This window comes from Haloterrigena salina JCM 13891 (assembly GCF_000337495.1).
GTDB classification, from domain to species: domain Archaea; phylum Halobacteriota; class Halobacteria; order Halobacteriales; family Natrialbaceae; genus Haloterrigena; species Haloterrigena salina.
In genome coordinates, this window is sequence record NZ_AOIS01000057.1 from 101,092 (window position 1) to 122,587 (window position 21,496).

Sequence of the window (21,496 nt, forward strand, 5' to 3'; positions counted from 1 at the left end):
CGACCATGGGACTACGAAATCGTTTCACGACCGGTGAAAACGAACGCGCCCAGCAGACCGTATTCGGCGTTCGGAAAGAGACGGTCGAGGGAATCGCATGGTCGCTTCCGTATCTGGCGGTGTTCTCGGTGTTCCTCGTTTGGCCGGCGCTGAAGGGCTTCTACATGAGCCTTCATAACTGGGACCCGTTCGTTCCCTCCGAGTCCGAGTTCATCGGGCTCGAGAACTACATCGAGCTGTTCAACGATCCCGTCTTCTGGGACGCGATGAAGGGGACGATATACTTCGTCGCACTTTCCGTCCCGCTGCTCGTCCTCCTCGGACTGGGACTGGCGCTCGGCGTCAACAAGAACGTCAAGGGAAAAACCGTCCTCCGGGCGATTTACTTCAGTCCGTATATCCTTACCGTCGCGGTCGTCACGCTCATCTGGTCGGAAGTCTACTCCGAGGGATACGGCCTCATCAACTACTACCTCGGATTCGTCATGTCGGATCCGCCCGGCTGGCTGACGTCGACGAATTTAGCGATGCCGGCGCTCGCGTTCATGACCGTCTGGTGGCTGGTCGGGTTCAACTTCGTGATCTTCCTGGCTGCTCGCCAGGGCGTTCCGGAACGCCTCTACGAAGCGGCCAGACTCGACGGTGCGAGCACGTGGCGCGCGTTCAAAGACGTCACGCTCCCGCAGATGCGAAACTCCATTCTCTTCGTCGTCATCATTCAGTTCATTCTCCAGTTCCAGGTGTTCGCGCAGCCGTTCGTGTTGACCTCGGGTGGTCCGAGGGGCTCGACGGACACGCTGGTCTACTACCTCTACCGGAGCGCCTTCTCCCAGCACCAGTACGGCTACGGCGCCGCGATCGGCTACGTTCTCGTCATGATCCTCGTGGTCATCGCGCTTATCAACTTCAAGGTGATCGGAACCAATGACTGACGCTACCACAGAACAGACGAGCCGATTCGACGACGTTTCGCTACGGTCGCTTGGCACCCACGCGGTGCTGTACGGGGTCGCCCTCCTGATGGCGATTCCGTATCTGTACACGATCTCGCGGTCGTTCCAGCCGCGGCGGTACCTGACGGACCCGCAGCCGTATTGGATCCCGCCGGAAATCACGTTCGACCACTACCAGTACCTCCTGACGGAGTCATTGTTCGTCCAGTGGACGATCAACACGTTCGTTATCGCCGGCGGGGCGACGATCATCATCCTGGTCATCGACTCGATGATCGCGTTCTCGCTCACGCGACTCGACTGGCCCGGCCAGTCGATCGTCATGGGCGTTATCCTCGCGAGCTTCATGGTGCCGTACTACATGAACATCGTCCCGCTGTACACGGTCGTCTCCGATCTCGGCCTGGTGAACTCCTACTGGGGCGTGATCCTGCCGGCGGTCGCGAGTCCGCTCGGCGTCTTCCTCCTGTACCAGTTCTTCCGGGACATCCCCGATGAGTACGAGGAGGCCGCGCGCCTCGACGGGTTCTCGACGTTCCAGATCTACTACCGCATCATCCTGCCGCTGGCCAGACCTATCCTCGCCTCGCTGGCGCTGTTCATGTTCGTCTACAACTGGAACGCGTTCCTCTGGCCGCTGATCGTCCTCTCGGACGAGTCGGCGTACACGCTTCCCATCGGGCTGGTGAACCTCTACCAAGGGAACATCACGACGCCCGGCCTCCACATGGCCGTGACGGTGCTGGCGTCGCTTCCCCTGTTCGTCGTCTACCTCTTCTTCCAGGGGGAGATCGTCCGCGCCGTCCAAATTCAGGGGACCGGCACGACAGGGTAAGTGGTACCACCCAGACGTTCACTGGCTCCTGTTCCCGTTTTCACGCGGTGCCCGAACTGAACCGACGTTCCCGATCGGACCGTCACTCGACGCATTTTCCGTCCGTAAAACGTGACTCGCAGCGTCGTTACGCGACGCCGGAACCGCTTATAATCGCGCCGTGAGCGCCGCGGCTTATCTGGAGAGGGGCGTCGGCAACTCGAGGCGCAGCTCCTCGTCGACGGCCGCGTACTCCGCGGTGGGCCACGAGCCGGTATCGGTGACCACGTCGACGTCAGTCGGCGAGATCAGGGCGGTGTCCTCGGTCTTCGCCCCCTGGACGGTCGGGTTCCATGCGTACGGTGCGGGCGCTTCGACGGGCGCGTCGTCTTCCGGTGTTGCGATCCACTCCCGGCTCTCGAACCCGATCGAGCCGCCCTGGTGGTGGTGGTGCCACTCGCCCTCCCAGCCGACGGCCGCGTACGCCCGCTCGATCGCGGCGAAGACGTCGCTGGCGGTGCCGTCGTCGGCCGTCGCAGCGTCCCGCGTCGCCGCCATCGCCGTCGCCGCGACGCGGCTCGCGTCGTCGTGGCGCTCGCGCAGCCACGAGGGCGCGTCGAAGTTGACGGTTCGAGTGACGGCGATGTTGACGCCGCGCTCGACCGCGACGACGGTGAGCAGCGCGTAGTCGCCAAGCGGCTCGTCCGTCGGCGTGAAGTGACGGTGGCGCTGGGAGCGCTCGGCGCCGCCGACGAGGACGACGGGCGACTCGAGGCCCCGCTCCCAGAGTTCGTCCCGAAGGCGTCCCGCCGCGGTGCGCTCGGTGTCGTCCGGCGAGATCTCGCGGGCGACCGTTTCGACAGCGTCGGCGGTGGCTCGGCCGGCCCGCTCGAGGACCTGTCGGTCGCGATCGGTAAAGGGAAGCCGCAGCTGCGAGGCGTCGATCGACTCGAGCCCCGGCACCGTCGGGACGTCCGCACCGGCTCCGTCGCCGCTCGCACGTGCCACCGCCTCACCGAGCGAGGACTCGTGCCAGTCGAACGTCTCCACGGGCACTCCCGACGGGAGCTCCTCCTCGCGGAATCGATCGGCCTCGTTGTTCGACGTGAGCGCTCGCACCGCGTCGCCGTCGTAGCCGAGCGCGGCCACGCCGACGTCGGCCGCGCGATCGACGGTCGAGTTCCTGCCGTCGGTCAGCCACGCGAAGTTCGCCGGCCTGAGGAACCAGAGTTCGGACAGTTCCCGCTCGGTCATGTACTCGTCTAGGCGCGTCAGTTTCTGATCGCGTACCGCCGTCATATCCCTCGCAACGAGGGGCGGCCAATAAATCGTTGCGGATACAACTCGTTCGGGCCGCGGTCGACCAATCGGCCTCGAGGACGTACTGCGGGCCTGATCCGATCGCGATACCGCGGCTTCTCAGTACGGACGGCGGAGGAAGAGATATATGTGACCGTGGCGCAAACGATTATCGTGAATGATAGATTGTAACACGCGGTCCTCCCGGTGGACGAACTGCCCGCCCGAGCGTCGGATAACCACCCGCAGCCGGTTCGATAGTACGGACGCAGACCACCGATGACAGCTAGTTACCGGGAAACGAGAACGCTAAACGGACCGTGGGAGTTCGTCACCGACCCGACGTCCGACGGACGCGCCGATAACTGGGACGCTCCGGACGCGACCTGGCCCGATCGGCGTTGCACCGTCGACGTCCCCCACAGCTGGCAAGAGCGCGACGAGTACCGCGAGTACACCGGGACCGCCTGGTACCGCCGGTACACTGACCTTCCGCAACCCGACGGCGATCGAACGATCCTCCGGTTCGGCGCCGTCGACTACGAGGCGACGGTGTGGGTAAACGGCGAGCGAGTCGGGAAGCACCGCGGCGGCTATCTGCCCTTCGAGCTGGATATCACGGAGGCGGTGACCGACGGCGAGGACGCGATCGTCGTCGCGGTGACCGATCCCGACGATATCAGCGAGATCCCCCACGGCAAGCAGGGTGCACCGTGGTACCAGCGCGTCAGCGGGATCTGGCAGGACGTGACGGTGGCGACCGTCCCGACGCGGCGTGTCACCGACGTTCGCGCGACGCCGAATCTCGACGACGACACGGTACGGATCGATCTCGAGGCGGCGCCCGAGGACGCGGCCGACCTGACCGCCGCCGTGACGATCGAACGAGACGGAGCGGTAGTCGCGAGATCGAAGGTCGACGTAGACACGGGTTCGGGAACCGCGGTGCTGGCCATCGACGACCCCGAGTACTGGACGCCGGAGACGCCGGCGCTGTACGACATCGCCGTGGAACTGTCCCGCGACGGCGCGGTCGTCGATCGGTACGAGGACTACTTCGGCATGCGGAGCGTCGAGTCCCGCGACGGTCGCCTGTACCTCAACGGCGACCCGTTCTCCGTGCGAGGGGCGCTCGATCAGGGATATTACCCGGAGACGCTGTACCGGCTGTTCGACGACGACCTGTTCGAAGCCGAGATCCGCACGGCGAAGGACCTCGGGTTCAACCTGCTTCGCAAACACATCAAGCCGGCCCACCCCGACTTTCTGGAACTCGCGGACCGGCTCGGCCTCCTCGTCTGGGAGGAGCCCGCGAACCCGACGGTGCACACCGATCGCTCGAGGCGGGAGGTCCGCGAGCAGATCCGCGGCCTGATCGATCGGGACTACAATCGGCCCAGCGTGATCGTCTGGAGCCTCTACAACGAGGAGTGGGGGATCGGGAACCCACAGGGGCTCGACGACGAGACGTCGTTGTGGGAGGACGAAGCGAAACAGCGGTACCTCGCAGAGCTCTACGAATCGACCCGGGAACGGGATCCCACGCGGCTCGTCTGCGACAACTCCGGCTGGGCCCACGTCGCGACCGACGTGAACGACTACCACCGGTACTTCGTCAGCCCGGACCGCGCGGCCGCGTGGGAAGACGACCTCGAGTCGATGGCGTCCGCGCCGGCGGACAACTACGGCGCGACGGAGACCGATCCAGTGGACGCGCCCCGAATCGTCTCCGAGTTCGGAACGTGGGGGATGTGCGATCTGCCGGCGATCGAGGAGTACTACGGCGGCGAACCGCCGTGGTTCGACTACGAGTTCTTCGACGACCCGATCAAGCGTCCCGCAGGTGCGTACGATCGGTTCGAGGAATCGGCCCTCTCGGACGTCTTCGACGATTGGTCGGCGATGGCCGAGGCCTGGCAGCGTCGCGAGTTCCGCTCGATCAAGGACGTCATCGAACGGATGCGCGCCCGCGAGGACGTCGACGGATACGTACTCACGGAGCTCTCCGACATCGAGTGGGAGTTCAACGGAGTCCTGGACTACCGCCGCGAGGAGAAGGCATTCCACGACGATTTCGCTCGGATAAACGACGCGGTCCTCGTCAGCGTCGAGCCGAACGCTCACGCCATCGCGTCGGGCGGGACGCTGACCGCCGACGTAGTCGTCAGCAACGACACCACCGGCCCCGTTGAGGGGCCGCTCGAGTGGTCGGTCTTCGGAGAATCGGACACGGTCGACGTGGCACTCGACGGGTTCGGCGTCGAACGCATCGAAAACGCGATTGAGATCGATGTTCCGACCGTCGACGGCGTCCGCGAGGACGAACTGACGGTCTCGCTGCCGAGCGCGCCGACGAACAGGGAATCGATCACCGTCGTTCCCGACGCCGACCCCAGCGTCGACGGCGAGACGACGGTGTACACCGACGCCGAGGGGCTCGTTTCTGGACTGTCCGAAACCGGCTTCGAGGTCGCATCGAGCCTCGACGAGACCGTCGACGTGGCGCTGGTAATCCGTCCCGACGCCGCTGTTCGAGCGTACGTCGAAAGCGGTGGAACCGCCGTGGTCCTCCCCGACGAGAGCGGCCATATGGCGGACGAGGAGTTCTTCGAGTACCGAAGTTTGCCGGAGACGGAGAGCTGGAACCTCGTGGCGTCGCTGTTCTACTGCGCCGACGAGACCCTCGCCGAGTACGTGGGTACCGTCCCCGGCTGGGAACTGGACGGGCTCTACCCCTACGACGTGGTCGCCGACGTCTCGCCGGACGAGGTGTCGATCGGCTACGTCGAAGGCTGGATTGCAAACCGATCGGCGGCGGTCGCCGTTCGCGAGGTCGGCGACGGCCGCGTCGGTGCGTTCACGTTCCGGATCACGGACGCGTACGGCGCACAGCCCGTCGGGACGGCGACTCTCGCCGCACTCCTCGAGGACCTCGCGGCCGAGGAGCGCAGCTGAGGCCGCCCCTGTTTCCGTTCTAACCCCGAACGCTCGAGCGTCAGAGCTCGAGCGACTCGGCGGCGTAGCTGATCTCGCAGTGTTCGCCCTCGACGGACGTCGAGGTCAGCTGCAGGAGCCGGTCGCCGTCCGGCGACGGCAGTAACGGCGTCGTCCACCCAACCGTCTCGTGGCCGACGTCGATCGCATCCTCGAACCGGAGCGGCGCGGACACAGCCTCCCACGAGTCGAATTCGGAGAAATCGGTCGTTGCGAGGAGCGTCCGGCCGCTTCCAGGAGCCTGGTTCCCATCCGAATCGCGCAGCGTCTTCCCCGAGACGAGCACGGTCCCCTCGTCGCCGCCGGCAGGCGTCCACGTGATGTAGGGACCGTTCGTAAGCTGGTACCCCTCTTCCGTCCGCACCGGGGAGCCGATATCGGCCGGATCGCCCCAGTCGCGGCCGTCCGGCGACGTCTTGAGGAAGATCCCGCCCCCGTACTCCGGCCCGACGATCTCGAAGACCATCGCGTAGCGGCCGTCGGGGAGTTTCGTCACGACGGGCATGCCCGGGCGCTGCTCGCCGTCGGGTATCGCCGCGTCGAACGTCTCCTCGCCCCACGTTCGGCCGCCGTCGCCGGAGACGCGGTGGCCGACGAGTTGGTTGTACCCCTCCTCGCGGTGGCGTTCGTCGGCGAAGTAGCAGACGAGGTCCCCGTCGGCGTCGATCGCGAACTCGGGCTCCCAGACCGGCGTCGCGCCGACCCGCGGGACGGCTTTCCCGCCCGTCGCGACCGTGCTCACGTACGACCAGTTCCGGCCGCCGTCCTCGCTCGCGTAGACGTCGATTTTCGTCCGCGATCGGTCCTCCGGGATGGCGTTCCCCGCGGCCAGTATCGTCCCCGCCGACCAGGGTCCGATCGACTCGGGGAGTTCGAACAGCGTCGGCTGAAACCGGAGCCCCCACCCGTTCTGCGTGTCGCGGATCGCGGAGAACCGCGACCACGTTCGACCGCCGTCTTCGCTGCGGTAGAGCGGGAAGTACGGCTGCCCCGACTCGTCGTCGCCGGTCCCGTACTGCTCGAAGGTCGCGAGCAGCGTCTCGCCCTCGGCGCCGTCGCAGTCCAAGCGAACGACGCGAGGGTACATCGCGCCGGCGCCGGGAGCGTCCGGCGGTGGCGTGTAGAGCGCGTTCTCAGTTCGGTCCCCGTCGGTCGTCATCTGGTTCCCACCCGTCCCCTCGCAGTCGGTACTGCCGGATCGGTTCCGATCCGTTTACTCGGTTGACTCACGACATCTACATTCGTCTCCGATTACATAAATTCGCGTGATCTCGGCGACGGCTACCGACGATCGGGACTCGAGTCCGGGAGCCCTCGATCGGTCGAAGCAACAATTAAGTAACTGGTAACGACAGCATAGGATATGGGAAAAATTACGTACGACTTCTCCGACGAGACCGTGATCGTGACCGGCGGAACGTCCGGTATCGGCCGCGAAGTCGCTCGCCGATTCGGCGAGGCCGGCGCGACGGTGATCGTCGCGGACATCCGCGAAGAACCGAAGGAGGACGGCGAGTCGGCGCCGACCCACGAACTCGTCGAGGACAACGGCGGCCGAGCCGAGTTCGTCGAGACCGACGTCTCCGATCCGGAGGACGTCGGCGCGGTCGTCGAGGCCGCAAGGGAGTTCGGCGGCGTCGACGTGATGGTCAACAACGCCGGCATCTACCGCGAGGCGTCGCTCATCGAAACCGACGCCGACGCGTTCGATCAGGTGTTCGCGATCAACGTCCGCGGCGTCTTTGCCGGCTGTCGGGCGGCGGCTCGAGACATGCTCGACCGGGGGGAGCCGGGCTCGATCGTGAACACGGCCTCGATCAGCTCCGAGTACGCGCAGGTCGGCCACTCGATGTACGACGCCTCGAAGGGCGCGGTCATGATGCTCACCCGCGTCGCGGCACTCGAGCTCGCCCGCCACGACATCCGGGTCAACGCCGTCGCGCCGGGGATCATCGAAACGACGTTCGGCGCCGGCAACCCCGATTTCGACCGGGAGCTCGGCGACGGATTCATCCTCAACGACGCGGAGCTCCCGGATCTCAACGCCCAGGAGATCGATCCCGAGATTCCGATGGGCCACATGGGGACTCCCGAAGACCTCGCGGGATCGTACCTGTTCCTGGCCTCCGACGAGGCCGACTACATCACCGGCCACCTCCTGTACGTGGATGGCGGCTACCAGATCCTGTAATCGGTTCTTCTAGTCGATTCTGCGGACCGGAACGGGATTCCGAGCAGCCACCGTTCGCCGTCAGCCGAGGCGTGCGCCGTTCACAGGTCGTGTGACCCTCGGCCTCGAGACCAGGCTCCATCGAGCAGGTCGGACAGTGACGGCCCGCGACCCAGTCACTTTCGGGGACGGCGATCGCACTCGTTACCGTTGAGCCCCGACCACACGCCGTCGTCGCCGATCGTCGCGGGACGTCCGTGGTCGTTATCGACGAGTAACCGGACGACCGAGGCAGGGCCGACCTCGAGCGTGAGCGAGCCGTCACGGTCGACTGATTCGATGGCGGTGTCTACCGCGTAGACGTCCGGTTCCTCCCACGAGTCCTGGAAGTCGTGCGGAAGCGGTCGCTCGGACGCGGTCGCGCGGTGGCGGGTGATCGCCACCGACTTGCCGGCGTACTTCTCGGGGAGGTCGATCGTGACCTCGCTGTGGGTCCGAAGGTTTCGGTTCGTGAGGAAGACGCACAGTTCCTTGCCGCGCTTGTTCTGCATAGCGGCGGCGTCAACGTAGGGAACGTCCTCCATGCGGTCGATGCGCGGGCCGGTGTCGGGAATGGTCCGGCCGGCACCGTCGACGTCGGCGTCGACCGCGTGCCACTCGGCGTTGGTCTCGAACACCGCCGAGTAGAGGCCGAACACCGATCCCGCCGGCGCCAGCGGGTTCGGATCCGGCGGCGACTCGGTGAACTCCGGCGGGAACATGCGCACGGGGACCCACGTCTGAGAGGCCTCGACGACGGTCTCGCTCTGGCGGATGAACGAGTTGAGCATGCCCGCGATGTAGGAGCCGCCCGGCATCGTCTCCGGGCCGGGATACGGAGCGTCCTCGTCGACCGACGGGAAGAGCCCGTACTCGCCGACGTTGATCCGGAAGTCCTCGATGCCCGCCTCGGCGGCTTCGGTGCTGAGTTCGTCCATCAGGACGCCGAACTGGGTCGGGAACATGACCAGCACCTCGTTGTAGTCGATGGCGTCCGCGTCGTTCTCGTCGAACCACGCGTCCCGTGCCTCCTGGTCCTCGATCCCCCAGTTGTAGCGGTGCAGGTCCAACCCGTCGAGGCGGTCGCCCGACTCCTCGAACAGCGTGCTGTTCCACTCAGCCGGGTCCGGCGTGTTCGCCTCGTCGTAGCCCGGATCCATCCCGTCCGCGAGGATCGTTATCGAGTCGTCGACCGCCATCATCGCGTCGTAGTACTCGTTGAACCCGATGCGCTCCTCGGAGCCGCTCGCGTACTCCGAGGGGTCGGCCGTGTGTCCGCGCTGCCACGGTCCCCATACCTCGTTGCCGACCTCCCAGTGTTCGACGTCGTACGGCGACGGATGGCCGTTCTCGGCGCGCAGTGCTCCCATCTCCGTGTCCGTCGACCCGTTACAGTACTCGACCCAGTCGGCGGCGTCTTCGGGAAGGATCTGACGCTCCGAGGCCCACTCACCCGGATTATCCCACCAGCCGATGGTGAGCCGCGGCGTGAGATCGGCGATCTCGCATAGCTCGAGGTACTCGTCGAGGCCGAAGTAGTTCGGATCGACGCCGCCCCACGCGTGATTGAAGCGCATCGGCCGTTCGTCGAGCGGGCCGATCCCGTCGCGCCAGTTGTACTGGCTCGTGAAGTTCCCGCCCGGCCACTTCAGCCAGGTCGCGTTCTGCTCTCGCATCAGCTCGACGGTCGACGGGTTGAACTTCCCGTTGATCGCGTCGTCGGCCCCGAGCATGATCCAGTCGAGGTCGACGTGACCGCTTCCCTCAGCAGTGAACTCGAGGACGTACTCTCCGTAGGGGGTCTCGACGTCCGCGACCGATCCGGCGACGTATTGATCGCCGCTGGCCTCGGCCAGTTCGAGCGCGACCTCATGGCGGGTCCAGCCGTCGGTGACGTCGACGTCGGTGGTCGCGAGGGTCTCGCCGTCCAGCGTCGTGATGGCGGCGGTGACCGACTCGAGACCGTCGCCGCGCACCGAAAACGAGAGGTCGTAGCCCAGCGTGCGGAAGTCCGGGAGGACGATCTTCTGTGAGATCCCCCCGCGGGCGTCCTCGAGGGAGACCCGCTGGTAGTTCGTCGTATCGACGGCGGCGACGCCGCCCTCGCGCTGCTCGAAGGAGACGCCGGAGCCGTCAACGGGTTCCCACGGGAACGGGACGTTCTCGTGGCGGACGATCGAGTCGGGATCGAAGCGCGTCTTCGGCCCGAAGTGATCGTCTTCCGACCACGTTCTGGGATAGAACGAGTTGTTCTTGACGTGCTCGGAGTAGACGCCGGGGTAGATCGTGCCCGACTCGTAGTGCTCGCAGAGCCGGCCGAACAACTGGTCGGAAACCGCGTCTTCGGTTCGTTCCGAAAGATCCAGCGAGACGGTGTTCTGAATTCCCTCGCCGGACTCGGTGTGAGAATCGGCCGCCGCCGTTCCGGTCGCGGCACCGGCTACGACCATCGACTGGATCGTCAGGAAGCGTCGACGGGAGACGATCCCGCTACTGTCATCGGCGTCGGTACGACTGCCAGCGGACCTGTGGTTGTTACCACGAACCATGAAAACATTCTCCATTGCCATTCATTAAGTATTCTTCGAAAGTATCTGTTTTAGATATCATCGGGAGAAATAGTATCGAAGATACACGTCTTTGCCGTCGGTTTCCATCGGTTGTACACCCCTTCCGGCTGCGTGTTCCGATGACTACCATACGTATTCTGAACAGTCAGCATGTGATTGAAATATTCGAGCCGAGTCGTGAAATTGATTCGTTCTATCGAACGCTGTTCTCTCCGTACCCGCGTCGCGGCGATCGCGGTCGATCGAACGAAAAACGTCCCCTACGGCCGTCTAACCGACTGTGGGGCGAAACTAGCCGTTCTGAATTCGAGAGTGTTTCTCGAGGAGAGCGGAACGTCGCCATCGGCCTGGCCGACGTCGACCGACTGAAGACGGTCGCAGATCGCCGCGAGGTCTGCGGATTTCGACGATGGACCGTCAGATCTCTCGTCAGTTCTCGTTGTCGATACTATGAACAAAAAATTATTATGGACAGGTTCGAATGCCTAGTCCTGCATGGTTGATAGTCATGATCACGCAGGATTGAATCGACGAAACGTGTTGAAGACGATCGGCGCCGGTGCGCTCGGCGCGGGCGTCGTCGCGACGAGCGAGACGGCCGTCGCCGACGAGAGTTCGACTCATTACCACAATCCGGTCGGGCCGGTCGGGTTCGGCGACGTGACCGTTATTCAGGCCGGCGACGGTACCTACTACGCGTACGGGACCGAGACGCCCGAGGACATCGTTCCGATAGCGACTTCGGACGACCTGGTGAACTGGACGTACATCGATTCGGCGTTCGACAGCTACCCCGACTGGCGGGACGATCCGGACGCGGGGGTCTGGGCGCCCGACATCAACTACTACAACGGCCAGTACTACCTCTACTACTCCTACTCGACGTGGGGGAGTCAGAACAACCCCGGGATCGGCGTCGCGCTCTCGGACACGCCGGACGGCCCGTTCGTCGATCAGGGGCCGGTGTTCAGGGCCGAGGACCTCGGGATGACCAACTGCATCGACTCGGAGTTCCGCGTCGTCGACGGCACTCCCTACATGATCTGGGGGAGCTTCTACGGGTTCTACGGCGTCGAACTCACGAGCGACGGGATGGATTACGTCCCGGGGACGACGTTCCACCTGGCCGGTGACAACCGCGAAGGTCCGATGGTCATCGAAGAGAACGGCTACTACTACCTGTTCTACTCGACCGGCCACTGCTGCGAGGGGTACGACAGCACCTACGAGGTCGAGGTCGGCCGCTCCGAGTCGTTCTTCGGTCCCTACTACAACCAGAACGGGACCGACCTGCGCGACCTGAACGAGCACCGAAGCGGCGTGTCGGTCCTCAACGGAACGGACGAGTTCACCGGTCCGGGTCACAACACCGCGATTCGGGACGAGAACGGCGACTGGTGGATGCTCTACCACGTCGAGGCCACGGCGGACCGGGAGACACGAACCATGATGATCGATCGAATCCAGTGGGAGAACGGCTGGCCGGTCGTCGCCTGCGACGGGACGCCGAGCACGCAGAGCCCGATGCCGAGCACCGGCAGCTACGACTGCGGCAATGTCACCAGCGGCATCGGTATCAGCGAAGGAACCTACGCGATCACGAACGTCAACAGCGGCAAGCGCCTCGAAGTCGCCGGCGCCGGGACGAGCGACGGCGACAACGTCCAGCAGTACGCCGACACCGGCCACGCCTGCCAGCAGTGGGACGTGATCGAGACGGACGACCACGAGACGTTCCACCTTCGAAACGTCAACAGCGGCAAGCTCATGGAAGTGGCCGGCGCCGACACGAGCGACGGGGCGACCGTCCAACAGTACGCCGACACCGGGAACGCGACCCAGGACTGGCACATCATCGACAACGGCGACGGCACCTACCGCATCGAGAACGCGAACAGCGGAAAGGTCGCCGAGGTCAACGGTGCCTCGACCGACGACGGCGCCGACGTCATCCAGTGGTCGTGGAACGGCGGTGCGAACCAGCGGTGGACGTTCGATCTGGTGTAACGGCACCGATTCCGCGGACCCCGCGACGTCGCCGCGGATAGTCGTTTCCCGGCCTTGAGCCCTCTCCCTCCTCGAGACGCGTTCGTCTGACCGCGAGAACGGAAGAGACTCCCGAGCGCGACGAGGCGAGACGGCGTCCCGCCGCCGACCGCCGACCGGCCGGCTACCGCCGTCTTCCGGCCGCCGTGGCGCGTACGTTCACTCGATGTCGACCGGTTCGCCCCGCTCGGCGGACTCGTGGACGGCTTCGATGATCCGCATGTCCTGTAGGCCGTGGCGGCCGTCGGGGTAGATCTCGGCGTCGCCGAGGAGTCGGTCGGCGAAGTAGTCGAACTCCTCTTCCATCTCGCGTTCGGCGTCGAAGCTCTCGTGGTCGATCGTGACCGAGACGTCGCCCCGCGAGAGGTGCAGCGAACACTCGCCGTGGAAGGCGGGCCGGAGATCGATCTGTCCCTCCGTGCCCGTGATCTTGAGGTGGGTGTCCTCGTGGGCGTGCTGGCTCGACGTCGAGATCATCTGGACGTCGTCCTCGAAGACGAACAGCGACGAGGAGCGCTCGTCCGGCACGTCGTCGAACGCCTCGTGGTTCGAGACCATCTGGGACTGCACGCTGACGGGATCCCGGCGGAGCAGGAATCTGGTCGTGTTGATCGAGTAGATGCCGAGATCCATCACCGACGTCCCGTACCCGCTCAGGTCGGGATCGAGGCGCCACTGGTCCGGATCGGGGATCATCTCGAGCAGCGGTTGGCTGTTGTGCCCATAGACGGACACCGGCTCGCCGATAAAGCCGTCAGCGATCAGTTCGCGCGCCCGCTGGACCGCCGGATCGGTGTGCATTCGGTAGGCGATCATCAGTGGCACGTCCGCCGACTCGCAGGTCTCGACCAGCGACTCGGCGCGATCGACGGTCGCTTCCATCGGTTTCTCGCACAGAATCGCCTTGTCCAGTTCGGCCGCGGTCTCGGCGTACTCGAGGTGGTAGGCGTTCGGCGTCCCGATGTAGACGGCGTCGTACTCGTCGCTGGCCGCGCCGTCGTGGAACTCGTCGTAGCTGATCCCCTCCTGAACGTCGTTCTCCTCGGCGAGTCGCGAGGCCTTCTCCGTCGAACTGCTGACGAGGACCGTGACCTCGCCCAGATCGGAGGATTCGATCGCCGGAAGCGCGACGTCGATCGTCCACCAGCCCAGTCCGATGAGGGCGTATCTGACGGTTCCGTCGTCGGTCGTTTGCCACGTGCGGTCTTCGTAACTATCGATCCAATCGATCATGGCACACGGTAGTTCCCGATCCGATAAAAAACGCCCGGTAGGGCTGTGTAGCGGGGCACACAGCGATATCGTCACACCGGTCTCGACGACACCGACTCGAGAACGGTGGGTGCGTCTCGAGACTCCTGACCGAGACGCCGATCAGCGCCGGCGGTCCCCGCGCAGCGTCTGGAACCGAACGCACAATCGAAACGGCGTGTAGGACTCCAGTAGTTCTATCATATAGAACAGTGTTCTGCTAGCATGGGTGGTGGTTCTCTTTCGAAAATCGTGGGGGTAGTGGCGCTCTCAGGGCGGAACGATCGCAGTACGAAGACAACTGCCAGTATATACAGCAGTACTACTGTAAATAAATGCCCTCAGTAGACGGTTGGACCGACACTACCGGAACCGTCTACTAGATGGTACCAAGAGCCACAGACCAGTTATAGAGAACGGAATCTGAAAGTAGCTGACTACAGTTCTGTTACCCACTCATCGATCATTACAAATCGTTCCGTCTGGGTTTCTACAGAAGCCATGGCTGAACCGACAACGGTGATCTCTGAGATAACTGACCAATTGCTGTAGCCCCCGCTATCAGAACCCGGTGACGAAATTCCGCTCGACTGCCCCATTCCTCCTGGCAACTCGAGCGGTCGCGCCGCTCGAGTTCGGTCATCGAGGTGAACTGCGGAAGAATAGCTACCTATTGTGCGTGCACGCTAACCGGCGAGGGGCTCGCCAAACGAGCGTCTCGAGGATCCAGCGCTACGGCAGCACCGCGTCCGGGGTCCCGGTAAACGAGAGGTCCCGGTTCTTGATCGCGTCGCCGCCGGCGCCGTCGAAGAGGTGGATCGCCGGTTCGGGAAACTCGACGCCGACGCGGTCGCCGGCGCTCACGTTCGGAACGCCCTCGGTCGTCACGACGAACTCGTCGTCGACTGCCATGCCGTCGAACTGCAGGTGGATGATGTTCTCGTTCCCCATCGGTTCGACGACGAGGACCTCGGCCTCGAACCGCCGGTCGCTCTGCTGGGCGTCGCCGATTCGGGCGTCCTCCGGCCGGATGCCGAGGACGAGATCGCCTCCCGACTCGAGGTCGCGGCGCGACTCCTGGGATAACGGATACTCGAAGTAGTCGGTGACGAGCGCGTCGTTCTCGAGCGTTCCGTCGAAGAAGTTCATCGACGGCTCACCGATGAAGCTCGCGACGAACAGGTTGTTCGGCTCGTGGTAACACTCGAGCGGGGTACCGACCTGCTGGAGTTCGCCCTCGTCGAGGACGGCGATCCGGTCGCCCATCGTCATCGCCTCCGTCTGATCGTGGGTCACGTAGACCGTCGTCACGTCCAGCTGTTCCTGCAGGTGCTGGAGCTCCGTTCGCATCTCGGCGCGCAGCTTCGCGTCGAGATTGGAGAGGGGCTCGTCCATGAGGAAGACGTCCGGGTCCCGAACGATGGCCCGGCCGAGTGCGACCCGCTGTTGCTGGCCGCCCGAGAGCTCGCCCGGTTTGCGGTCGAGCAAGTCCTCGATCCCCATCATCGCTGCCGTCTCTTCGACCGTCTCGGCGATCGCGGAATCGGAGAGCTCCGTCGATTCCTCGAGCCCGAAGGACATGTTCGACCGGACGGTTTTGTGGGGGTACAGCGCGTATGACTGGAAGACCATCGCGATGTCCCGCTCCTGTGCCGAGACGTCGTTTATCGTTCGGCCGCCGAGTCTGATCTCCCCCTCGGTGATCTCCTCGAGGCCGGCGATCATCCGCAGCGTCGTCGACTTCCCGCAGCCGGAGGGGCCGACGAGGACGAGGAAGTCCCCGTCGGGAACCTCGACGGCGATGTCCTGAACGGCAACGACGCTCGACTCTCCGCTCCGGTACTCCTTGGTTACGTCGTCGATTTCTAAGCGTGCCATGTTAGATCGTGAGTTCGCGCGCGGTTTCGAGCCGCCGGTTGCAAAGCGCTTCGCCGGTTTCGCCGTCGAAGACGTGAACGGCGTCCGGTTCGACGGTGACGATGACCGACTCGCCGGCGTTGACGATGTGCATCCCGTCAGTGACGGCGCGGATGGTGTCGTGGCTGGCCTCGTCCTCGGCGTGCGTGAGGGTCACGACGTTCTGGTCGCCGTGGGTTTCGGTGACGGTGACGGTCATCCGGAACTCGTGCGGGCCGAGGCTCTGTGACGCCGATTCGCCGGCGTGGCGAACGTCGATCGCTTCGGGTCGAATCCCGAGGACGAGATCGGCGGCATCGCCGACGGCCCGCTCGAGTCGTTCGTCGAACGGATACTCGATGTATTCGCCGACGAACCCCTCCTCGGAACGATCCCCGTGGAGGAAGTTCATCATGGGCTCGCCGATGAAGCCGGCCACGAACTGGTTTTCGGGCGCGTGATAGAGCTCGAGCGGCTCGCCCACCTGCTGGAGCCGACCGTCGTTCAACACGGCGATCCGATCGCCCATCGTCATCGCTTCCGTCTGGTTGTGGGTCACGTAGACCGTCGTCACGTCCAGTTCCTCCTGCAGGCGCTGGAGTTCCGTCCGCATCTGGGTCCGGAGTTTGGCGTCGAGATTCGCGAGCGGCTCGTCCATCAGGAAAACCTCGGGATCGCGCACGATCGCTCGCCCGAGCGCGACCCGCTGTTGCTGGCCGCCCGAAAGCTCGCCCGGCTTGCGATCCAGCAGGTCGTCGATGCCAAGTGTCTCGGCGACGTCCTCGACTCGCTCGTCCCGCTCGGCCTCGGTGTACCCCGGTTCCTCTTCCAGACCGAACCGGATGTTCTCGCGGATAGTCATGTGCGGATAGAGGGCGTAATCCTGGAACACCATCGCGATATCGCGGTTCTGCGGAACGCGATAGTTCATGTGCTCGTCGGCGATGTAGAGGTCCCCGGACGTCGGCGTCTCGAGCCCTGCTAACATCCGCAGCGTCGTCGACTTCCCGCAGCCGGAGGGGCCGACCAACACGAGGAATTCGCTGTCTTCGATGTCGAACGTCAGGTCTTCGACGGCGACCGTCTCGCCGAACTGCTTCGTCAGGTGGTCGAATTGGATTCGTCCCATGGATTATGCACTCTCCGTTTCCAGTCCTTTCGCGAACTGCTCGGCGAACGCGACGTACAGGATGATCGTCGGCAGCGCCGCGAGGAACGCCGCCGCCATCCGAATCCCGAAGTCGATGCCGGACGTCGACGTCCCGATCGTCGGAATGATCAGCGTGATCGGCGCCTCCGACGAGTTCGCACTCGTGACCAGGGTAAACGAGAACAGGAACTCGTTGTAAATCTGCGTGAACTGGTAGATGAAGACGACGCCGAACATCGGTTTCGAGATCGGCAGGATAATGCGTCGGTAGATCTTCGTGATGCTCGCACCGTCGATTTTGGCCGCCTCGACCAGCGAGTTCGGGAGGCTCTGGTAATACGACCGGAACAGGAGCATACAGATCGGGATCCCGTAGGCGACGTGCGTGATGATCAGCGGCACGAGAGCCGAGTGGTAGCCCTGAATCAGCGGCACGACGGAAAACACCGGCTCCAGCATGTCCGCGATCGGGAAGATGTTGTTCCAGAACCGCGCCAGCGGCACCAGCACGGCCTGATACGGGACGAAGATCCCGATCAGGAACAGGACCAGAATTCCCATCTGGCCGCGCCATCGGACCATCGTGAGTCCGAACGCCGCCATGCTCGCGAGCAAGACGTTGATGATCGTCGCCGGGATCGCCATCAGCAGCGAGTTGACGAACGCATACGAGAGGCGGTTGAACGCGTACTCGAGGTTCGCCAGCGTGAAGCCATCGCCCAGCGGCGGCATGAACGGGAGCGTATTGGCGACGGCGGTGCTCGTTTTCAACGCCGTCATGATCCCCGTTATCAGCGGGAGGAGGAAGAACCCGAGGAAGAGGATGACTATCGTGTAGTGGCCGATCCGTCTGAGATTGACGTCTTCGACGACCGATGCGACGTCGATGTTCGTGTCGGATGTTGATTGTGACATTGTCAGAGCGACCCCTGTCGGTGCTGGAAGATGAGATACGGCGCGATGACGGCGAGCGACAGTAAGAGCAGCATCGTCGCGATAGCTGCCCCGTAGGCCCACTGTCCGTACTGGAACGCCTCGCGAACCATCAGCGTCGCCAGGATGTCAGTCCCGTTCGGCGGTCGGTAGTTGCCGGTGATCGCGTACAGGAAGTCGAACGCCTTGAGGGCGAACAGCATCAGGACGACGGCGGCGCCGACGGACGCCTGCTTGAGTTGGGGAACGATGATCCGAACGTACGTCTTGGTCGTGCTCGCGCCGTCGACTTTCGCCGCCTCGAACTGGTCGTCGGGAAGCGACTGGAGTCCGGCCAGGAAGACGACCATCGCGTACCCGCTGAACTGCCAGACCAGCGCGAAGATCACGGCTGCGAGCGCGATCCGCGGGTCTCCCAACCAGTCGATCGAGTCGAATCCGAGCGCCGTGACGAAGATGTTCAACACACCGTTCCCGGGGCTGTACATCCACAACCAGAGCTGTGCCGTCACGACGAACGAGAGCGCCATCGGGAGGAGATAGATCGTCTGGATCGTCTCCTTGTACCGAATCCCGTAATCGAGGAGGACCGCGAGGAACAGTCCAAGCCCCAGTGAAATCGACGTGAAACCGACGAGCAGGACGAAGTTTTGGAACGCTGCGGCCCGGAACGATTCGTCCGCAAGCGCTCTCCGGTACATCTCCAGATCGAGGCTGGAAAACGACGGTCGGGCGATTCCTGCGTAGTCCGTAAAGGAAATCGCGAGGTTGTAGCCGATCCCGCCGTACACGGCAATCCCCATGATAATAAACGGGATCCCCCAGTACGGCGACGACCGAACGAAGTCGCTGTTGAGGAAATACCGGAGTTTCGTCTGCCAGTCGATCCCCTCCTCAGACGGATCCACTGCCGATTCCGTCGTTTCAGTTGTATCGTGTGTTGTCATCTGTCGTTCTCCTTCGGTTTATTAATACGGTTGTTGTGGCGTGTCGGTCTCATAGCGGACGAATTCCGTTATTTGGAGACGGCATCAAGCAGGGCGTCCGCCGCTGCGTCGGCGTCGTACGGATCCATGAAGTGGTCGCCGATCGCCCCCTCGCAGTCGTTTTGCTGTTTAGGCTCGACAGCGAGACCGTGTGCGAGCGTCGGCGGATACTCCTCGGAGTCGAGAAGGTCCTCGTAGGTCATCGCCAGGAAGTCCGTCAACTCGTCCGGTTCGATGTCCGTCCGAAGCGGCACCGATCCCTTGAGGTTGTTGAACTCGACTTGCGCCTCCGCCGTGCCGATGAATTTCTGCCACTCGATCGTCTCCTCCGAGCTCGGATTGTCGTCGGGGACGACGAAGGAGTCGAGGTGGTAGAAGTACGTTCCCTCGGTTCCGGGGAAGGGGATCCAGTCCCAGTCCTCGCCGAACTCGAAGTCGTAGTCGTCGGACCGGTACATCCCGTACTGCCAGTTCCCGCCGTGAATACACGCGGCCTCGCCGGCGATCAGTTTCTGGGCGGCCTGCGTGTAGCCGATCGACGACGCGTCGTCGGAGATGTAGTTCTGCTGAATCTCCCGGAGCGTTTCCAGCGCGTCGATCACGGCGTCTCTGTCGCCGTCGCCCTCGATGAAGTCCGTGTAGGCGTCGACTCCAGACTGGCTCGAGAGGATCTGAACCCACGTCTGCAAGCCGAGGAACGCCGACCGCATCCCGTGAGCGAACGGGATGTAATCGGTGTCCTGATCGATCGTCTCGAGGGCGTCCATGAGGTCGGACATGCTCTCGAGGCTCTCCGCATCGATCCCCGCCTCGTCGAAGGCGGCCGTGTTGTAGAACAGGTTGTTCATCCGGTGGGAGCCGATCGGCACCGCCGGCATCTTGTCGTTGTACGTACAGAGTTCGACGGCGCGCTCCTGCATGTCCTCCTTCAGTCCCTCCGCCTCCCAGACGTCCTCCTCGAGATCCATGAGGACGCCCTCGTACCGCTTGAGGTTGTTGCCCGGCCAGTTGGCGAAGGAACTCATCGGGTTCTCGTTCGTCAACCGCTGCAGGACGGCCGTGTTCAGTTCGACGTTCCCGTCGCCGCCGACGGGTTCGAAGGTCCCGTCGATATCGGAGTGTTCCTCCTCGAAGGCCTCGATTAGCGTCTCGATTGCAGCCGCTCCGTCGCCGCCGGTCCAGCCGTGGAGCACCTCGAGTCCGTCGTCTTCGCTATCCGTACAGCCCGCTAATCCGGCCACAGCACCCGCCGCAATCCCACCGAGATACGTTCGTCTATCGAGTCCGTTAGTCAGTTTGTCATTCTCGACCATGCTAATCGACATGTTCTCACATACATTAATAAAATTATCGGGCCAAGAGTATTCTACTCAGTCAAAGTCGCAAATAAGAGCACCTCATCGGCGGCGTTTCGCGGATTTCAGATTGAAACGCGCAAGGGCACGACCGATCTCACGACGGTGCACTCCGCCGATTCGATCGGCTGGGCAACTCATTCGACGTTCGACGTCATTCGTTCAGACCTCGACGACGGTGTTCGAGAGCGTGCCGATCTCCTCGAGACCGATACTAACCTCGTCGCCTTCCTGGAGCGTGAACTCCTCGTCGGGAACCAGCGACGTCCCGGTGAGTAAGACCGAAACGTCGGGGACGGCGTCGTGTGCGACGTGACAGTCCACCAGTTCCTCGACGGAGCGCTCCATCTCGTTCGTCCGCGTCGACTCGTCGTACAGCACCTCGCCGTCGCGGCTGATCGTCATCCACATCTCGAGATCGTGCGGATCGTCGATCGATTCGGCCGAACGGACACAGGGCCCGATCGAACAGCACTTGTCGTACACCTTCGCCTGCGGGAGGTAGAGCGGGTTCTCGCCCTCGATCGATCGACTGCTCACGTCGTTGCCGACCGTGTAGCCGACGATCTCGCCCTCGAAGAGGACGACCCCCAGCTCCGGTTCGGGGACGTCCCACTCGGAGTCGCCGCGGATGCCGATCGACTCGTCGGGGCCGACGGTTCGACTCGGCGTCGCCTTGAAGAACACCTCCGGCCGGTCGCTCTCGTAGACGTCGAGATACATCTCCGGCATGCCGCTTTCGGCTTTGCGCGCCTCCTCGCTGATACGGTACGTGACGCCCGCCGCCCACACCTCGCCCGACGAAACGGGCGCTGACGGAGCGGTTTCGTCCAAGACGTCCGACGAGAGAACGGTTGCATCCCCGCGCAGTCGGTCGGCGATCGCGTCGATCGATTCCTTCGCGATCGCCGCTGCCCGAAGGAGATCCTCGAACGTCCGTAGCTGGTCCGTTGCGGCGGTGAGATCGTACAGCGACCCCTCCGTTTTCGCGACGAGACGAGGGGCGCTCCCCTCGCGGAGCTGGTAGTAACGCATGTCGC

15 protein-coding genes are annotated in these 21,496 nt (G+C 63.8%); 5 read left to right on the forward strand and 10 right to left on the reverse strand.

Annotation, left to right across the window (positions count from 1 at the left end; all coding sequences use genetic code 11):
* Window positions 1-5: 5 nt before the first annotated feature.
* Together C477_RS16830 and C477_RS16835 are read left to right on the forward strand one after the other, a co-directional pair.
* Complete coding sequence (locus tag C477_RS16830) at window positions 6-932, forward strand: carbohydrate ABC transporter permease (RefSeq protein WP_008895731.1); 927 nt, start codon at window positions 6-8, stop codon at window positions 930-932.
* Window positions 925-1,788, forward strand: a complete 864-nt coding sequence (locus C477_RS16835) for a carbohydrate ABC transporter permease (RefSeq protein WP_008895732.1) — start codon at window positions 925-927, stop codon at window positions 1,786-1,788. Before C477_RS16830 ends, C477_RS16835 begins: the two co-directional genes overlap by 8 nt.
* Before the next feature lie 174 nt (window positions 1,789-1,962).
* On the opposite strand, the gene C477_RS16840 is transcribed toward C477_RS16835, so the two are convergent.
* On the reverse strand, window positions 1,963-3,066 hold the full coding sequence (locus C477_RS16840; protein ID WP_008895733.1) for a M24 family metallopeptidase: 1,104 nt from the start codon (window positions 3,064-3,066) through the stop codon (window positions 1,963-1,965).
* 279 nt (window positions 3,067-3,345) lie between these two features.
* Here C477_RS16840 and C477_RS16845 point away from each other — a divergent pair, with 279 nt between their 5' ends.
* Window positions 3,346-6,021, forward strand: coding sequence for a glycoside hydrolase family 2 protein (locus C477_RS16845; protein ID WP_008895734.1), 2,676 nt, complete (start codon window positions 3,346-3,348; stop codon window positions 6,019-6,021).
* Between the two features lie 40 nt (window positions 6,022-6,061).
* Here the strand turns inward: C477_RS16845 and C477_RS16850 are convergent, their stop codons facing one another.
* On the reverse strand, window positions 6,062-7,219 hold the full coding sequence (locus C477_RS16850; RefSeq protein ID WP_008895735.1) for a sialidase family protein: 1,158 nt from the start codon (window positions 7,217-7,219) through the stop codon (window positions 6,062-6,064).
* A 204-nt stretch (window positions 7,220-7,423) separates the two neighbouring features.
* On the opposite strand from C477_RS16850, the gene C477_RS16855 reads away from it, so the two are divergent.
* Window positions 7,424-8,251: an SDR family NAD(P)-dependent oxidoreductase gene (locus tag C477_RS16855; RefSeq protein WP_008895736.1), complete on the forward strand. Its 828-nt coding sequence runs from the start codon at window positions 7,424-7,426 to the stop codon at window positions 8,249-8,251.
* A 155-nt stretch (window positions 8,252-8,406) separates the two neighbouring features.
* Here the strand turns inward: C477_RS16855 and C477_RS16860 are convergent, their stop codons facing one another.
* Window positions 8,407-10,818 (reverse strand): alpha-L-arabinofuranosidase, encoded by a 2,412-nt coding sequence (locus C477_RS16860; protein WP_239641896.1) that lies wholly within the window; start codon window positions 10,816-10,818, stop codon window positions 8,407-8,409.
* Window positions 10,819-11,334: 516 nt separating this feature from the next.
* Here C477_RS16860 and C477_RS16865 point away from each other — a divergent pair.
* Window positions 11,335-12,846 carry a family 43 glycosylhydrolase gene (locus C477_RS16865; RefSeq protein WP_083870312.1) on the forward strand — a complete coding sequence of 504 codons (1,512 nt, stop codon included), beginning with the start codon at window positions 11,335-11,337 and terminating at the stop codon, window positions 12,844-12,846.
* Between the two features lie 198 nt (window positions 12,847-13,044).
* Here C477_RS16865 and gfo6 read toward each other — a convergent pair whose 3' ends face one another.
* From gfo6 to C477_RS16900, 7 genes are all read right to left on the reverse strand, one after another.
* Window positions 13,045-14,118: a D-xylose 1-dehydrogenase Gfo6 gene (gfo6, locus tag C477_RS16870; protein ID WP_008895740.1), complete on the reverse strand. Its 1,074-nt coding sequence runs from the start codon at window positions 14,116-14,118 to the stop codon at window positions 13,045-13,047.
* A 750-nt stretch (window positions 14,119-14,868) separates the two neighbouring features.
* A complete protein-coding gene (locus C477_RS16875; protein ID WP_008895741.1) occupies window positions 14,869-16,014 on the reverse strand; it encodes an ABC transporter ATP-binding protein in 1,146 nt (381 codons plus the stop codon).
* Between the two features lies 1 nt (window position 16,015).
* The gene (locus tag C477_RS16880) at window positions 16,016-17,161 is read right to left on the reverse strand and encodes an ABC transporter ATP-binding protein (RefSeq protein ID WP_008895742.1); all 1,146 of its coding nucleotides are present in this window, start codon (window positions 17,159-17,161) and stop codon (window positions 16,016-16,018) included.
* Window positions 17,162-17,164: 3 nt separating this feature from the next.
* On the reverse strand, window positions 17,165-18,097 hold the full coding sequence (locus C477_RS16885; protein WP_008895743.1) for a carbohydrate ABC transporter permease: 933 nt from the start codon (window positions 18,095-18,097) through the stop codon (window positions 17,165-17,167).
* Between the two features lie 2 nt (window positions 18,098-18,099).
* Window positions 18,100-19,062: a carbohydrate ABC transporter permease gene (locus C477_RS16890; RefSeq protein WP_049914626.1), complete on the reverse strand. Its 963-nt coding sequence runs from the start codon at window positions 19,060-19,062 to the stop codon at window positions 18,100-18,102.
* Between the two features lie 68 nt (window positions 19,063-19,130).
* On the reverse strand, window positions 19,131-20,414 hold the full coding sequence (locus tag C477_RS16895; protein WP_008895745.1) for an ABC transporter substrate-binding protein: 1,284 nt from the start codon (window positions 20,412-20,414) through the stop codon (window positions 19,131-19,133).
* A 204-nt stretch (window positions 20,415-20,618) separates the two neighbouring features.
* On the reverse strand, window positions 20,619-21,491 hold the full coding sequence (locus C477_RS16900) for a fumarylacetoacetate hydrolase family protein (RefSeq protein ID WP_008895746.1): 873 nt from the start codon (window positions 21,489-21,491) through the stop codon (window positions 20,619-20,621).
* Window positions 21,492-21,496 lie beyond the last annotated feature (5 nt).

What these genes read in the sequence shown, in the direction of transcription:
- C477_RS16830 (WP_008895731.1), top strand. Translation starts at nt 6, where the DNA reads ATGGGACTACGAAATCGTTTCACGACCGGTGAAAACGAACGCGCCCAG.
- C477_RS16835 (WP_008895732.1), top strand. Translation starts at nt 925, where the DNA reads ATGACTGACGCTACCACAGAACAGACGAGCCGATTCGACGACGTTTCG.
- C477_RS16840 (WP_008895733.1), bottom strand. Translation starts at nt 3,066, where the DNA reads ATGACGGCGGTACGCGATCAGAAACTGACGCGCCTAGACGAGTACATG.
- C477_RS16845 (WP_008895734.1), top strand. Translation starts at nt 3,346, where the DNA reads ATGACAGCTAGTTACCGGGAAACGAGAACGCTAAACGGACCGTGGGAG.
- C477_RS16850 (WP_008895735.1), bottom strand. Translation starts at nt 7,219, where the DNA reads ATGACGACCGACGGGGACCGAACTGAGAACGCGCTCTACACGCCACCG.
- C477_RS16855 (WP_008895736.1), top strand. Translation starts at nt 7,424, where the DNA reads ATGGGAAAAATTACGTACGACTTCTCCGACGAGACCGTGATCGTGACC.
- C477_RS16860 (WP_239641896.1), bottom strand. Translation starts at nt 10,818, where the DNA reads ATGGTTCGTGGTAACAACCACAGGTCCGCTGGCAGTCGTACCGACGCC.
- C477_RS16865 (WP_083870312.1), top strand. Translation starts at nt 11,335, where the DNA reads ATGGTTGATAGTCATGATCACGCAGGATTGAATCGACGAAACGTGTTG.
- gfo6 (WP_008895740.1), bottom strand. Translation starts at nt 14,118, where the DNA reads ATGATCGATTGGATCGATAGTTACGAAGACCGCACGTGGCAAACGACC.
- C477_RS16875 (WP_008895741.1), bottom strand. Translation starts at nt 16,014, where the DNA reads ATGGCACGCTTAGAAATCGACGACGTAACCAAGGAGTACCGGAGCGGA.
- C477_RS16880 (WP_008895742.1), bottom strand. Translation starts at nt 17,161, where the DNA reads ATGGGACGAATCCAATTCGACCACCTGACGAAGCAGTTCGGCGAGACG.
- C477_RS16885 (WP_008895743.1), bottom strand. Translation starts at nt 18,097, where the DNA reads ATGTCACAATCAACATCCGACACGAACATCGACGTCGCATCGGTCGTC.
- C477_RS16890 (WP_049914626.1), bottom strand. Translation starts at nt 19,062, where the DNA reads ATGACAACACACGATACAACTGAAACGACGGAATCGGCAGTGGATCCG.
- C477_RS16895 (WP_008895745.1), bottom strand. Translation starts at nt 20,414, where the DNA reads ATGGTCGAGAATGACAAACTGACTAACGGACTCGATAGACGAACGTAT.
- C477_RS16900 (WP_008895746.1), bottom strand. Translation starts at nt 21,491, where the DNA reads ATGCGTTACTACCAGCTCCGCGAGGGGAGCGCCCCTCGTCTCGTCGCG.